This window comes from Treponema sp. J25, from assembly GCF_004343725.1.
Taxonomy (GTDB): Bacteria; Spirochaetota; Spirochaetia; order Treponematales; family Breznakiellaceae; genus J25.
On the sequence record NZ_PTQW01000012.1, the window covers coordinates 78,626 to 93,300 of the forward strand.

Sequence of the window (14,675 nt, forward strand, 5' to 3'; positions counted from 1 at the left end):
AAAACTAAAAACAGAAAAGGGGACCTAAAGGCGCAGAACCGCCGGTATACCCCTTTTCATCAATTTTTTTTGCCCTCTTCCGCCCCCATGACAGGGGCATAAAAAAGGAGTATGATAACCGTATCCCTATGATACCTACAGCGTCTTATCACCAAGGAAGTTCCTCACTAATGGAAAAGATCCGGGGGGCCCATATCCCTCCGTTCCACCTGGGGATTTGGTTTTTAGGGCAGAATTCTTTCATTTTCAAAGACAGCCAGTCCTTTACGGTGGCCATCGATCCTTACCTCAGCGATTACTGTGCAACCAGGGGGATAGTTCCGGGGCCTACCGAAAAAAGCCGGAAATTTCCTCCGCCGGTTTTGCCGGAAGAATTAGCGGTGGATCTCATTCTCCTTACCCATTCCCACTGTGATCACGCAGATCCCGAGACATTGAAAGGGGTGGCCCAGTCCTTTTCTCATGCCTTTGAAGCATCGCAAAAACAAGGGGAGTCACCGGCGAAGAATCCGGTAGCCCCTCTCCCCCAAAGCAAAGAGAAAAAACCACTCCACCAGGGGGGATGGCTCCGTATAGCGGGACCCCGGCTAGCCCTGGAAGTGGCCCGAAAAGCGGGGATCCCCTTAGAACAGCTCCGTCTTATTCAGGTGGGAGAAGAGGTTTTCTTTTCTAAGAAACCGGGCATCCTAGCAGCGGCAGAACGACTCCGTTCCGGCAATGCCGATAAGGGCGTGCTCGTACGGGGGACCTTTGCCATTCCCACCGACACGACCGACCTTAACCACATGGGTTTTCTGATTCGTTTTGCGGGGGGCATTACCCTCTGGAACACGGGAGATACGGCGTGGTCAGAGCACCTTCTGGAACTGGGCGGGAAGGATGTGCGAGAAACGGTGCAGCGATGGCAAAAAGAAGATTCTGCGGCGGGCTCTCAAGAGGCTATGCAAGAAGGGAAAGGGGAACAGCATGCGGCCCTTTCATCAGCAGAAGCTTCTCATCAGCGCCCGGATCTCATGCTGGTGTGCATCAACGCCGGTTATGGCAATCTTTCCCATTGGGAAGCGGCCTGTCTTGCAGGGGCGGCGGAGCCCCGTCTGGTGATCCCAACCCACTATGACCTTTTTCCCCATAACTCCCTGGATCCCCGGCCCTTTAAGACCTCCCTCGAAAAAAGGGCGCCCCATTCCTTGTGCGAGATTCTAGAAGTGGGGCGGGGGTACCTTTACTCAAAAGAGAGGGGACTCGAAGGGTTAGAGGACTGAGCCGGCACTCCAAGATATCCCCGGTATTTTCGGACAAAGCCACAAGGACGATAGGTCATCTTTGCCTGCCGTAACCCTTCGTCTCCCAGATCCTGTTCCCGATTAATATGGAGAATATGTTTAGGAAGGGACTGGGCAAAGGCCTGATTAATAAATTGATAAATTCCTTTGTACTTTTCCAGTCCCTTTTCGAAATGAATAGCAAACATCTTTCCCTTGGCAATTGGTTCTCCCAGACACCAGCCTGCGGGTTCATTATCCACATAATACATGGCGCCCCGGAGCCCAATATCTTCGAATAATTCCAGGGCTTCCCGGGCAGCCAGGTAATCCCCTTCTACACCTTTTTCTTTTTTCCACTCCTCGAGGACATAGAGGGCATCGGGAATAAGGTCTCTGGTAAGGGGACGTTTCTCATAGGAGTAGGAATTGATAAACGCATTCACGAGGTTTCGCTTTTTATGGTATTTCTTACCGCTGAGTTCTGCCAGGTCAGTTCTCAGGTACAGATAATCAAAGTTATCCCGGTCTTCAATTATAGTGATGCCCCATTCTTTCAGATTTATACAATGATGACACATGAGAGAATCGGAGATGTTTTTCCAATAATCATGATGGGCAAAGAGGTCTTCCAGGACACTTCGCTCCGGCACATTGCAGGGGGTCATAAAAAAACGTTTTCCTTCCAATTCCCCCGAAATAATAACGGTGGTGTTAGGCACATGGGATACCTGGTAATGATAACGATGCCTAAAAAGATACAAATTTGAAAAGGTGAACTCGGAAACCCCATCTACGGTAAGATTAAGGCGGGGCAAAAGGTCATCTTTGAACTCTAATGATATAGGAGCAAATTGAGGGTATACAGGGATTTTCATAATGAAAAATATACTCAGCTTTTGTTATAGAAAGCAACGGTTATTCCCTTCCACGTTGCCTTGCACACACAATACCCCGGAGCCCTGGTCCCTGGAGCCCCCAAAAACGCATGGGCTGTTCCGGGGGCACGATTTTTTCAAAAACGCTACACGCTCGATTGATACGATTCTTTTACCACCACTTAAAGGCAGAACCACAGCGGGTAAGGTACCACACGAAAATAATACCAATAACCACCGCGTAGGTCATAAACCAGGGCATCATGGCTCCCCGTTCCTTTTTAAGCAGGGCCCACTGAAAAAGGCTAAAGCTAATGCAAACCACAAAGCCAATCAGGGCGAGAATACCGTAGGTGACATTGGGAAGGGCAAGGGCATCGATCCCAAACACAAAGGTAAAGGCAAAGAGAATCACGAGGGCTATAAAAAACAACATACTCGTTCTGTTATCCATGGCATACTCCTTGTTTTACAAAGCAATACTGGAATGTAACTATCCTGTAGTATAACCGAGGGAACTGTAATTTGTCCATCACATTTTTTACCCTTTACCCAACGCTCTTTTTATGGTACAAGTACGTATGAATATAGCTAAAGATTGCGTAGTCAGCTTTGACTACACCTTAACCGATGCCGAAGGCCAGGTACTGGATACCTCCCAGGGATCGGCACCCCTTTCGTATCTGCATGGCAGTAATAACATCATCCCCGGCCTTGAAAAAGCCCTGGAAGGGAAAAAGGAAGGGGATTCCTTTACCGTTACCGTGCCTGCCGCAGAAGCCTATGGAGAACGGGATGAGAGTCTCGTTATCAACGTGCCCCTCGATCGTTTTCAGGGAGTAGACGTGGTGGAAGCGGGGATGCAGTTCCAGGCGGATACAGCAGAGGGTCCGCGCATCGTCACGGTAACCCGGGTTGCCAATGGTATGGCCACCATAGACGCCAATCACCCCCTGGCAGGGGTGGACCTTACCTTTGCGGTAACCATCCGTTCTGTCCGGCCTGCCACCGAAGAAGAGCTTGCCCATGGACATCCCCACGAAGATTTTGATGATGCCTGTGGTGATGATTGTGGCGAAGATTGCGGACCCGGATGCGGCTGCGGAGGTTGTCACTAATCCTTTAGTATGAAACAATCACGGACCCGTTTTTTACTGCGCCCCCTGGATGGGCTCGTTGTGTTGTTGTCTGTGATTGGGGTTGGGTTTGCTTTTTGGGCGGTCTACGAGGGTGCCCAGGACAACCTGCAGGTGGTGATAGAGGCCAGCGGTTCCCGGTGGGTATATCCGCTTTCGAGCATCCAACATCTCGCTATCCCGGGGCCATTGGGGACTACGTTTGTAGAAATTCACCAGGGAGAAGCGTATATCAGCGATTCACCCTGTCCGGATAAACTCTGCGTGGCCATGGGTAAACTAAAAAAAGCAGGTGATTGGGCGGCCTGCCTTCCCAATCGGATCTTTGTTCGCATAGCGGGAAATGTTCGGCAGGATGGAGTTGATGCTTCAAGCTGGTAAAGAAAAAAGGGTGTCCCCGGAGCTAGCTCTTCTTGCGGGATTAAGTTATTTTCTTTCAACAATTGAATATATGATTCCCAAACCGTTGCCTTTCATTCGGCTCGGGATTGCTAATCTGGCGCTTATGCTGGGCATCGATATACTATCGTTCCCCCATTTTTTGCTCCTGGTGTTTCTCAAAGTACTCGGTCAGGCAGTCATAAGTGGAAGTCTTTTTTCGTATGTATTCCTTTTTTCAGTTGGGGGAACCCTTTCTTCTGCCCTCTGCATGTATGGTCTCCGGAAATTGATTCCCCCTTCCTTGATGGGTTTTACCGGCATCAGCACCGTAGGGGCCCTCGTATCGAATGGGGTTCAACTCTTCATGGCCCGTTTCATTATTTTTGGGGAAAGCGCTTTGTATCTTGCCCCGCCGGTCCTTCTGTTCGGTCTTGTCACCGGTTTTGCTCTCGGCACGTTCTGCGAATTCTTCATATCCCATTCCCGGTGGTACCATGCGGTTTTTATCAAAAGAGACACCCATGAAAGCAACTCCACCTTTTAGCAACCGACAGCTTTTTTGGGCAGGGCTTATAGCTTTGCCGGCGGTATTTTTGGTCCACACCCTGGAAGCCCGTCTCTATTTATGGATCCTTTTCCTGGGATATAGCTGGCTATTGGGTAAGCGGAACAAGTTTTTTATCACCTTTCTGGTGATGGCAGGCATCGTGGGGGCCAATCTGCTCATTCCAACGGGGAAAGTGCTTATAGAGATAGGGGCCTTTCCTCTTACCCAGGGAGCTCTGGAGCGGGGACTGGAACGGGCCCTTCTATTAGAAACCCTCGTATTTCTATCCAAGGCAAGCATCCAGCGGGATCTGGCATTCCCGGGCAAATTCGGGGCCCTGATAGGCCAATCAATCTATTATTTTGAAGAATTCCTGGAAAGGGGGAAAAACCTATCCTGGCGCACGCCCATAAAAAGTTTGGACCAGCTTTTGCTTGACCTTTCAGAGGGAGACCAACAAGAGCCCCTCCCCCAGGAGACGCCGTCTCCCGCCGCTACCCCCCCTGCCAGGGGAGCCCCTGCACCATTCACTTCCCACCTCGTGCTGAGTATGTCGATTGTACTCGCCTATCTTCCTCTTGCACTTGAAATGCTGGCCTTCCTTTTTGGTAAGAAAGGGAAATAACGAACAAAGAGGAAGCCCCTCTTCCGGGCCTTTCTCAAAAACCAGCTTCTTAAACCTAACCAACGGGGCGCCGTTTTCTCGTAGCCTCCTACTATGGTAGCCCTCTATGAAAGAATCTCCCGGGTCGGGCCCTTCAGCACACTCAAACAACTCAACGAGGGGGACACCCTAGCCCCGTCGTTTTATCCGTTCCAGTCCGTCTAGCGCATCCTTAAAGGTAGGATTTAACTTTACCGCCCGTTCGTAGGCCTTTTGGGCATTCGGAAAGTCGTTTAAGGCTTCCAGCACAAAGCCCAGCCGGAACCACCAGATAGGCATGTTCGGCTCTAAACGAACCGCCATAGAGTAGGCCATATCCGCATGGTTCCACTTTTTCTGGAGCCGATACACCTCGCCCATGAAAAAATAGGCCACCGAAACCCGCTCTCCCTGGGGCGCCCCATTGATGTATCGTTGCATGAACTGGAGGCACTTATCGTAATTGCGCAGAAAGAAATGGGCCTCTCCCATGGTCTCAATCACCCGATAATCGTTGGGATTTACCCGCAGTCCCTGGGCCCCCCATTCCAGTACTTCGCTATATTTTTTTTGACGCAACAGCGCCCAGGTAAGCACCGTATAGGAATCCATGTTGGTGGCGTTCTGGGCTATTTCCTGCTTACAGATTTGCACCGCCTCTTCGTACCGTTGATTGGCCTCATCTATTCGGCCCTGTACTTCTAAATCCCGGCCCATACGGTAGCTTCGCAGGGCATCGGGTTTTTGCTGCGACGCCGGCGTCGTGGAGTCCGTTTCCTGGGCAAAGCTGCCAGCCGTCACTGCCATGAAAAATAAGAAAAGCCATAAACTTTTAAAAAAAGTGTGTTTCATGCTTGTATAATGAACCGAAAACACCTTTTTGGCAATCGGGAAAGAAGGTCACGCTGTTTAGAAAAAGATAAAAAAGCGGGCCCCAAAATGTTGTGCCGGCAGAGCCACAGGGCCCTTTAGGAAGAGCCATTAGAGAAAAGGCCCTTTCCCTCGCCGCCTAGGTTTACCCTTATCTCAGCGAGCTTTTCTCTCAAAGGGCCCCGCCTTCCCTTACTCGATGAATCAACCCTTAAAAAGAAGAGCCCCACACCCTTCCTCAGAAGGTGGCGGGGCTCTAAAAACTTTATGAGATAGAAACCCTTTTTTAAAGTTTATTAAAAAATGCTCTCTTTATTAAATCTTTTACGCCGATGGAGACATCTTCACAGACACCCAAAAACCTTTCCCTAAAGGGGTATTTATAACGTATACCCAAAAGCTAAATTCACCTTCAGGGTAGAGCCGCTGGCTGTAATACTACTGGGGACATTTTCGTCCTTCGCGGTAAGGTTAATTCCGTAAAGAACACTGGGCCGAATATAAATATTCTTTGCGAGCCCTATATCCACCCCAGCGCCCACAAGGAGATACCAATCCCGCAGGTATTTTAAAGAATCTTCTGGGAAAGTAACACTCTCTTCTTTCCGAGAAAGGGCATACAAATATTCGATCCCCACGAGAGGAAAAGCCTGGATATTTTCCATCACTTTAAAGGGATACTTTCCGAGGGCCTGGATATCCAACCAATTCGCTTGCACTTCCCCTTCCGATTCAAGAGTAATTCCCCCCGATGTAGCAGTAGCTTTTGATTTTGCGACCGTAAAAGCATATCTCACACTCAACTGGACATAGGTAGCATCAAAAAAGACTCCTACCGAGGCGGTATTATCTGTCCTCTCCCATTTTAATGAGGAACTTTCATATTTGAGCCACACCGGCGAAAATCCCCCCGCAAGACCGAAACTCATTTTAACTTCTTGAGCAAACAGCAGTCCCCCAAGCACAAAACTTACGAATAACATCACGCTTCTCTTCATACAAACACCTCTCACGCTTTATTTTCCATCCTCACAGGACATTTACACATATTTAAATACACAACACAATTTTGCTAAATTTTTACAATACAAGACTATAGATACTAGAGATTATAGATACATTGGAGATTTTCTATCACGGCTCGACATTTTGGTACGGTGGAGAGAGTCCCTCACCGGTGGATGCAACGTTTACTGACTGAAAGGGGGGCGGCACTACTTGCATCACCGGGTACCCGAGGTCCCTGTGATAGGGTGCCGCCTCTTCTGGGAATTTTTTAGTTAGAGGATATTTTTAACCCGCTCTTCTTTTGTCTCTCGCAGGGTCTTACCCTGGACATAATCAAGCATTACTTCTGAATCTACAAAACCCGTATCGTATTTGCGGGCCTTAGGAATCGCCTTAAGGGTTTCGTTCCTGTCGCCCCCATCGGCCATAAAGTTATTCACCACAAGACTGTAGGAACCAGCCAGATTAAGGGGCTTATAGGAACCATCGGCGGAGAGTACCTCTACTTCGCGCACCCGGCTTCCCTTACTATTGTTTACTAACAATTGCAAGCGAAGACCTGACACATAGAGGTAAGCCGTTTCAGGGCTTTTGGTATAACTGGTAATACAGAAATCGGCCATATCTTCCAGGATATTCACCAGTTCCTGGCCCGTTATGGTAAGCGTCACTAAGGTGTTAGCAAAGGGCTGGAGTTCGTAAATTTGGGCCACCGAAATATCCCCCGCGGGGAGATCTATGCGCACCCCACCGGGATTCATAATTGCCACATCGGCCTTGGTTTTCCAGCGCATGCTATCTGCGATAATAGGGCCCGGTCCCTGGTTGTTTCCCCGTTTCAGCACCTCCGTGGTAGTGGTAGCAAGTTTTGCCTGGAGCGCCTTAATAGCAGGGCTATAACGGGCAAGTTTTTCAAGCCCCTCCGCTCTGGGGGAAACCAATAGGAAGCGGGAATCGGCGGTCAATTTGTTCACTAAAGCCGATATCACAGTTCCATAGGAATCGCGAGATGCGGCAGCAGGCTCCTGATTATAGGCTTTCCCATCGTACTCAAAAGAGATGTAGCGTCCCTCGGGGGTTCGCTGGAATTGCACCCGCTTTAATTTTCCCTCTTGATCGGGAAGATCATACACTCTGAATCGATCCAGCCCTGCCACAAAACGGGGTGTTCCCTGGTAGGATGTTATCACCCCCCGTTCATCAAACCGTACATCCAGATCCCCAATAACATAGGCCCATTGCCAACTGGTAGTCACCAGAACTGGCTCATTTCGGGGTGTAGTAAGCGCGAGAGGATAGGACCCCACAGCATTCAATCCTATATCTTTTGTTTCCCCAAGCAGATAGTGGGAATGGCCGCCCACAATCACGTCAATGCCAGCGACCTTCTGGGCCAGTTCTTTATCAAGTTCAAAACCTTCGTGGGAAAGAACGATGATTTTGTTGATCCCCATTTCTTCCAGTTCTTTGATAACCCTTTCAAGGCTGCTTCGAGAATCAAGGAATTTAATGGTAGGTCCGGGGCTCGAAATATCGGGGGTTGAAGAATTGGCCAGGCCAACGATAGCCACCCGACTTCCGCCAATCTCCCGAATCACATAGGGCTTAATAAGATCCTTCAGTCTTGATTCGGCAGAGAAATCCACATTACAGGCCAGAACAGGGAAATTCACCGTTTTGATAAAATCTGCCAGCACCTGGGGCCCCTTATCAAATTCATGATTCCCTACCACCAGGGCATCGAGCTTCATGGCATTCAAAAAATCTCCGTCCGCCAGGCCCTTAAATTCGGTAAAATAGAGGGTCCCCTGGAAGGCATCTCCTGCATGGAGAAAAAGGCTGTTTGGCTTTTGGGCCCGCAGAGTTTCCACCGCCGACCAGAGTCGGGGAAAGCCCCCTAATTCTATAAAGGTGCGCTTTGCCTTGAGTTCCGGGTTCAAGTCCATACGGAATTCCACAAAGGCGCTCTCCAATTTTGCGTGGGTATCGTTCACATGAAAGATAGAAAGGCTGAGGGGTTTAGCATCAAGATTAGTGCTTGCCACTGACCCACTACTTGGGCCTCCTTCCTTTTGTCCCAGCTGGGGACCTGAAGCACAGCCGATACATACTACGAAAACAATAGCTAACCACCACCGCAGGCTATACCGTGGTACCGATTTCATAGACTTCCTCCTTACCCTATGAACAGATTGATATCTCCTAGAAAATATCTGTGCTCATTGTAAATGGTTCATGAAAAAATTACCAATATTTGATGAAGAACATCCCCCCCTTGGCCGTGGCGACTACCTTAGAATGCTACTCATCCTTTTATGTTTATTAGTTCCATCCCTTGACTTTTGTTGTAATGTTGCAATATATTGCAACATATACGCAGGGCTTTCTAGAGTCCATAAAAAGGGTGCCTCACGGGATTTTTATATCTCTAAGAGATTGCATCTTCAAAGCCCGGTTAGCCTATTTTGGAGGTTCTCATGGCACAAAAAAATCTTTCCCCCAACAGGGCCTTGGGCTACATGGTCCTGGTGTTTTTGTTTGCTTATTTTATTCCCTTTGACGCTCCCCGGGTGGTCACCGCAATTCAGGAAGCCTTTCTCATGTTAAGTGACTATGCCCAACAGCACGTCCTACTCTGCGTGGTACCCGCCCTTTTTATTGCGGGGGCCATCACGGTCTTTCTGAATCAACGTTCGGTAATTCGATACCTAGGTCCCTCGGCACCTAAACCCCTGGCCTACGGAGTTGCTTCGATTTCGGGGGCCATTCTTGCGGTATGTTCCTGCACGGTCCTTCCTCTTTTTAAGGGGATCTACAAGAAGGGCGCCGGCCTCGGCCCTGCCATCGCCTTTCTCTATTCAGGCCCGGCGATTAATATTCTGGCCATTGTGATGTCCTATAAAGTTTTTGGGTGGAAACTTGGCCTGGCCCGAATGGTGGGGGCCATCCTCTTTTCAATCGTGATAGGCCTTATCATGCAGTTTTTCTTTCGAAAAGAAGATGAAGCCCGTCTTGCGGATGAACGGATGTTTTCCTATACCAGAGACGATGGTGAACGCAGCCTTGGACAAATGGCCGTATACATGCTCTCGATGATAGGTATTCTTGTTTTCGTTAATTGGGCGAGTTCCCAGGGGAATTCTCCCCTCTGGGATTTCATTTATTCAATTAAGTACTGGATAACCGCAGGGTTCGCCCTTATGTTGGGGTATGCTCTTATCCGGTGGTTCACAAAGGATGATCTCCACATCTGGGTAGTAGCAACCCGGGATTTTGCCCTTCAGATTCTTCCCCTTCTCTTTGGGGGAGTCCTCGTCGCGGGCTTTTTATTGGGACGACCAGGCCATGAGGCGCTCATTCCTTCCCAGTGGGTAAATCGCCTGGTGGGGGGAAATTCCCTGCTAGCCAATTTTTTCGCCGCCCTCGCAGGGGCCTTTATGTATTTTGCAACCCTTACGGAGGTTCCCATCGTTCAGGGGCTGTTAGGCAGCGGGATGGGCCAGGGGCCTGCCCTGGCCCTGCTCCTGGCGGGACCATCCCTTTCTTTGCCTTCCATGCTCGTTATCTGGGGAGAATTGGGGACCAAAAAAACGATTACCTACGTAAGCCTGGTGGTGCTTCTATCCACCCTGGTCGGTTTCGGCTTTGGGATGATAGGTTGAAACCTTAATCCCCCCTTTCTGATAAAAATTGTGAGAGGGCATTCCGCATTTACTCAGAACTCCAAGGGGGCTGCCTGAGGGGCAGCCCTCTCTGACAAAAAGACCCGACACAAAAGAACCTACTTACAGTCCCTTATCCAGCCTTTTCCAGGAGTTCCCCTACCTTTTCCCAGTTTACCACGTGCCAGAAGGCATCGATGTATTCGGTTCGCCGATTTTGATATTTCAAGTAGTACGCATGCTCCCATACATCGAGCCCCAGAATCGGGGTTAGTCCTAACGAAAGGGGCGAATCTTGATTAGGCAGGGATACCAGCTTGAGCCCCCTTTCAGGGGTGAGCACCAGCCATTGCCAGCCACTCCCAAAAAGGTTGGCCGCTCCCTGGGAGAACTGTTCTTTAAACGAGGTAAAGGACCCAAAGTCTCTCTCTATTAGACGACCGACCTCGCCGCTGGGTTCCTTACTGCCACCGGGAGTAAGGATTTTCCAGAACAGGCTATGGTTATGGTGGCCCCCTCCATGATTACGCACCGCCTGACGAATCTTTTCGGGAACCGCATCCAGGCGGCGTAGAAGTTCTTCTATGGTCCACCCCTGGAGTTCCGGAGCCTGTTCTAGCGCCGCATTGAGTTTTGCCACATACGTACCATGATGCTTGTCATGGTGGATTTCCATTGTTTTTGCATCAATATACGGTTCTAACGCATCGAACGCATAGGGTAATGGGTCTAATACAAAAGCCATATAAACCTCCCTTCAACATCCTGTTGTCTATATATTACTAATTTTGTAATATATAGACAACAAAAAATAAATGGAACAATATTTCAAATTTATCACTTTCTTCTGAGTCGATGACCCTTGAGTAAAAGACCAACAGTATAGTATGCTTTTACAAAAGACCTTTTTTTGTCGAGGGCACCATGATTCCTATTGGGGACGATAACACCTACCGCTTTCGGACTCCCTATATTACCTGGCTTCTTATTGCCATCAATATCGGGATGTTTGTGTTTTTTCAGGGTTTTGGGACTGACGTAGAAACCACCATGGCCTACTCCATGGTGCCTCAGGAAATTCTTACCGGTAGGGATATCGTCACCGCCCCCAAAGTAGTGGTAGACCGTTGGCGGGGGGAACGGTACACCATTCCGGGACTTGCCCCAACACCGGTTCCCGTCTATCTTACGATTCTTATCTCCATGTTTATGCACGGAGGAATCGCCCATATCGCGGGGAACCTTCTGTTCCTTTCAATCTTTGGGGATAACGTGGAGGATCGGCTTGGGCATATCCGATACCTTATTTTCTATCTGGTAAGCGGGGTGGTTGCCGCGGCGGCCCACATCCTGGTCTGTGTGCTTACCCAGGACGCCCTCCTGACCCCCACCTTAGGCGCCAGTGGGGCCATTTCAGGAATCATGGGGGCCTATCTCGTCTTGTTCCCCGGCAATCGGGTCCGGGTGCTCCTGTTTAATTTCATACCCACCACCGTAAGTGCGGTAGTAGTAATTGGCATGTGGTTTATTTTTCAGCTCATCAATGGGTTAGGATACCTTGGAGGCATGGAAGGCGATGGCGTAGCCTATGCAGCCCACATTGGCGGATTCTTATATGGGTTTTTCCGAATCCGTAAATACCTTCCAAAACGAAGACGACCGGTTATCTATTATTATTGATGATTGAAAGATTGATATAGTGAGGCGTTATAGATGGCTCACATAAAAGCCCGGGAAACCCAACGGGCAATTCTTACATGAACAAAGGCGTTTTTTAACATCAACGCATTACATATACCCATGAAGGGGAGGTTTCCATTGAATAGGATTATCCGAAAAAAACAACTTTCGGCAGAGGTCTTCGAAATTGAGGTAGAAGCTCCTCTTATTGCTCAGAACAGGAAGGCCGGTCAGTTTGTGATTGTTCAGATTGATTCCGAATGGGGTGAACGGATACCCCTTACGATTGCTGACGCAGACCCCAAACGGGGCACCATCACCATGGTTTTTCAGACCGTGGGAGCCAGTACCCATCGGCTGGGCGCCAAGCAGGAAGGAGACTTTGTGGAAAACATCCTGGGGCCCCTGGGGAACCCTACCCATATTGAACGGTTTGGGCGGGTGGTATGCGTGGGCGGTGGTATTGGGGTGGCACCCCTTCACCCTATTGCCCAGGCAATGAAAGCCGCGGGGAACTATCTGATAGTGATTATCGGAGCCCGGACAAAGGACCTGGTGATCTTCGAAGACCGCATGCGGGCCATCGCAGACGAACTCATCATCGTTACCGATGATGGCTCCTACGGGCGGAAAGCCCTGGTCACAGAGCCATTAAAGGAATACTGCGAAAAAAGCCCGCCCCCCGATCTCGCGGTGGCCATTGGGCCCCCTATCATGATGAAATTCTGTGCCGAAACAACCCGGCCTTTCAAGGTTCCCACGGTGGTATCCCTTAACACTATCATGATCGACGGAACCGGCATGTGCGGCGGGTGCCGGGTCAGTGTGGGGGGAGAAACCAAATTCGTTTGTGTGGATGGCCCCGAATTCGATGGGCACCTCGTGGACTTTGATAACATGATGCAGCGACTGAGGGCATATAAAGAAAGGGAAGATCAGGATCATCACAAATGCCATCTGGAACTCCAGATTGAACAACTCCCGGCAGGAGGAAGCCGCTAATGGAACATCACAGTAAAGAACTATTAGATAGACAGGCCCAGACCCTTTTACAGGAACTGCTCGCTAAAAAACAGGCGGGGACCCTTACTCCCCGGGAACGGCTCGCCATCCCCCCCCAGGAAATGCCCTCTCAGGATCCCCATGAACGGGCCCATAATGTGGAAGAGGTAGCCCTGGGGTACACCGAAGCCCAGGCAAGGCTCGAAGCAGAACGATGCCTCCAATGCAAGAATGCCCCCTGTGTGAAGGGTTGTCCTGTGCAGGTACCTATTCCCCGGTTTATTGGGGAAATCCAGAAGGGCAACTTTAAGGCCGCCATTGACGCAATAAAAGAGACCAATCTTCTGCCCGCCGTATGTGGCCGGGTATGTCCCCAGGAAAAACAGTGCCAGCTTGAATGTACCGTGGGCAAAAGTCTTAAAGACATTAACAAAGCGGTCTCTATCGGCCGGCTCGAGCGTTTTGTGGCCGATTGGGAACGGGAACAGGGACTTGTAACACCACCGCCGGTAAAGCCAAAGACGGGCAAACGGGTAGCCGTCATAGGTTCCGGCCCCGCGGGCATCACCGTCGCGGCCGACGTGGCCCGAGAAGGCCATGAGGTCGTCCTCTTTGAGGCCTTCCACAAACCGGGTGGAGTGATGGTCTATGGGATCCCCGAGTTCCGACTCCCCAAAAGGATTGTGGAAGCCGAAATCGAACTCCTTACCAAAATGGGGGTCCGGATAGAAACCAACTTTCTCGTAGGACGAACCAGGACCCTTCAGCAACTTCTGGAAGAAGATGGTTTTGATGCGGCCTTTGTGGGTGTCGGGGCAGGGTTGCCGAAATTCCTCGGATGTCCCGGAGAAAACCTCGTGGGGGTCTTCAGCGCCAACGAGTATCTTACCCGGGCTAATCTTATGAAGGCCTACGACACCAGCCGGGCCGCAACCCCTATCTACAAATCCCGCATCGTAGCAGTGGTGGGTGGGGGCAATGTGGCCATGGATGCGGCCCGCATGGCCCTGCGCCTCGGGGCAGAACAGGTCCACGTAATATATCGCCGTACCCGGGAAGAAATGCCCGCCCGGGCCGAAGAGGTGGCCCACGCCATAGAAGAAGGGGTGATATTTAACTTCCTGCGGAACCCTACCCGTATTCTTGGCAACGAACAGGGCCGAGTGGTGGCCATGGAACTCCAGAAATTTGAACTGGGGGAACCCGATGCTTCCGGGAGAAGAAGCCCCGTGGCTATTCCTGGCTCGGAATATGTATTCGAGTGTGATACCGTCATCGTTGCCCTGGGGAACGAATCCAATCCGCTTTTGATAAAAACCACCGAAGGCCTGGCGGTAGATAAAAAAGGTCGCATCTTAGTAGGGGAAGACCAAAAAACCAGCCTGGACCGGGTGTATGCGGGGGGCGATATCGTGCTGGGCTCTGCCACGGTGATCCTTGCCATGGGCGAAGGGCGAGAAGCCGCCCGGGCCATAAACAAGCTTCTTGCAGAAAAGTAGCAACCGACTCTTTCAAGAAGGGGGCCCTTCTTTCTCGAAAGGAGAGGGGCCCCTCTCCCCACGGGAAGGGGTGCCCTTCTTCCCCGAAAAAAAGAGGGATTTCTCCC

Annotated in this window: 15 protein-coding genes; 9 read left to right on the forward strand and 6 right to left on the reverse strand. The window is 50.3% G+C overall.

What is annotated here, in order from left to right; translation table 11 throughout:
* Window positions 1-170 precede the first annotated feature (170 nt).
* The gene (locus C5O22_RS03880; protein ID WP_165910393.1) at window positions 171-1,262 is read left to right on the forward strand and encodes an MBL fold metallo-hydrolase; all 1,092 of its coding nucleotides are present in this window, start codon (window positions 171-173) and stop codon (window positions 1,260-1,262) included.
* On the opposite strand, the gene C5O22_RS03885 is transcribed toward C5O22_RS03880, so the two are convergent.
* Together C5O22_RS03885 and C5O22_RS03890 are read right to left on the reverse strand one after the other, a co-directional pair.
* Window positions 1,223-2,140 carry a DUF2156 domain-containing protein gene (locus tag C5O22_RS03885; RefSeq protein WP_132779883.1) on the reverse strand — a complete coding sequence of 306 codons (918 nt, stop codon included), beginning with the start codon at window positions 2,138-2,140 and terminating at the stop codon, window positions 1,223-1,225. The genes C5O22_RS03880 and C5O22_RS03885 overlap by 40 nt on opposite strands.
* A gap of 172 nt (window positions 2,141-2,312) precedes the next feature.
* Complete coding sequence (locus tag C5O22_RS03890) at window positions 2,313-2,594, reverse strand: hypothetical protein (protein WP_132779884.1); 282 nt, start codon at window positions 2,592-2,594, stop codon at window positions 2,313-2,315.
* Window positions 2,595-2,721: 127 nt separating this feature from the next.
* Here C5O22_RS03890 and C5O22_RS03895 point away from each other — a divergent pair, with 127 nt between their 5' ends.
* From C5O22_RS03895 to C5O22_RS03910, 4 genes are read left to right on the forward strand one after another with little or no spacing between them, the layout of a single operon-like run.
* Window positions 2,722-3,258, forward strand: coding sequence for an FKBP-type peptidyl-prolyl cis-trans isomerase (locus C5O22_RS03895; RefSeq protein ID WP_132779885.1), 537 nt, complete (start codon window positions 2,722-2,724; stop codon window positions 3,256-3,258).
* Between the two features lie 9 nt (window positions 3,259-3,267).
* Entirely contained in the window at window positions 3,268-3,657 is a 390-nt protein-coding gene (locus C5O22_RS03900; protein WP_132779886.1) for a NusG domain II-containing protein, read from the forward strand.
* Window positions 3,641-4,201 carry a Gx transporter family protein gene (locus C5O22_RS03905; protein ID WP_132779887.1) on the forward strand — a complete coding sequence of 187 codons (561 nt, stop codon included), beginning with the start codon at window positions 3,641-3,643 and terminating at the stop codon, window positions 4,199-4,201. The genes C5O22_RS03900 and C5O22_RS03905 overlap by 17 nt, the downstream gene beginning before the upstream one ends.
* The gene (locus C5O22_RS03910) at window positions 4,179-4,829 is read left to right on the forward strand and encodes a hypothetical protein (RefSeq protein WP_132779888.1); all 651 of its coding nucleotides are present in this window, start codon (window positions 4,179-4,181) and stop codon (window positions 4,827-4,829) included. Before C5O22_RS03905 ends, C5O22_RS03910 begins: the two co-directional genes overlap by 23 nt.
* A 168-nt stretch (window positions 4,830-4,997) precedes the next feature.
* Here C5O22_RS03910 and C5O22_RS03915 read toward each other — a convergent pair whose 3' ends face one another.
* From C5O22_RS03915 to C5O22_RS03925, 3 genes are all read right to left on the reverse strand, one after another.
* Complete coding sequence (locus C5O22_RS03915; RefSeq protein WP_243692859.1) at window positions 4,998-5,699, reverse strand: tetratricopeptide repeat protein; 702 nt, start codon at window positions 5,697-5,699, stop codon at window positions 4,998-5,000.
* A gap of 398 nt (window positions 5,700-6,097) precedes the next feature.
* Window positions 6,098-6,715 carry a porin family protein gene (locus C5O22_RS03920; RefSeq protein ID WP_132779889.1) on the reverse strand — a complete coding sequence of 206 codons (618 nt, stop codon included), beginning with the start codon at window positions 6,713-6,715 and terminating at the stop codon, window positions 6,098-6,100.
* Window positions 6,716-6,997: 282 nt separating this feature from the next.
* On the reverse strand, window positions 6,998-8,890 hold the full coding sequence (locus tag C5O22_RS03925) for a bifunctional metallophosphatase/5'-nucleotidase (RefSeq protein ID WP_132779890.1): 1,893 nt from the start codon (window positions 8,888-8,890) through the stop codon (window positions 6,998-7,000).
* A gap of 312 nt (window positions 8,891-9,202) precedes the next feature.
* On the opposite strand from C5O22_RS03925, the gene C5O22_RS03930 reads away from it, so the two are divergent.
* Window positions 9,203-10,387: a permease gene (locus tag C5O22_RS03930; protein WP_132779891.1), complete on the forward strand. Its 1,185-nt coding sequence runs from the start codon at window positions 9,203-9,205 to the stop codon at window positions 10,385-10,387.
* Window positions 10,388-10,520: 133 nt separating this feature from the next.
* Here the strand turns inward: C5O22_RS03930 and C5O22_RS03935 are convergent, their stop codons facing one another.
* A complete protein-coding gene (locus C5O22_RS03935; protein ID WP_132779892.1) occupies window positions 10,521-11,132 on the reverse strand; it encodes a superoxide dismutase in 612 nt (203 codons plus the stop codon).
* Between the two features lie 179 nt (window positions 11,133-11,311).
* Here C5O22_RS03935 and C5O22_RS03940 point away from each other — a divergent pair, with 179 nt between their 5' ends.
* From C5O22_RS03940 to gltA, 3 genes are all read left to right on the forward strand, one after another.
* Window positions 11,312-12,067 carry a rhomboid family intramembrane serine protease gene (locus tag C5O22_RS03940; protein ID WP_132779893.1) on the forward strand — a complete coding sequence of 252 codons (756 nt, stop codon included), beginning with the start codon at window positions 11,312-11,314 and terminating at the stop codon, window positions 12,065-12,067.
* Between the two features lie 138 nt (window positions 12,068-12,205).
* On the forward strand, window positions 12,206-13,069 hold the full coding sequence (locus C5O22_RS03945; RefSeq protein ID WP_132779894.1) for a sulfide/dihydroorotate dehydrogenase-like FAD/NAD-binding protein: 864 nt from the start codon (window positions 12,206-12,208) through the stop codon (window positions 13,067-13,069).
* Entirely contained in the window at window positions 13,069-14,568 is a 1,500-nt protein-coding gene (gene gltA / locus C5O22_RS03950; RefSeq protein WP_132779895.1) for an NADPH-dependent glutamate synthase, read from the forward strand. Before C5O22_RS03945 ends, gltA begins: the two co-directional genes overlap by 1 nt.
* The last annotated feature ends 107 nt before the right edge of the window (window positions 14,569-14,675 follow it).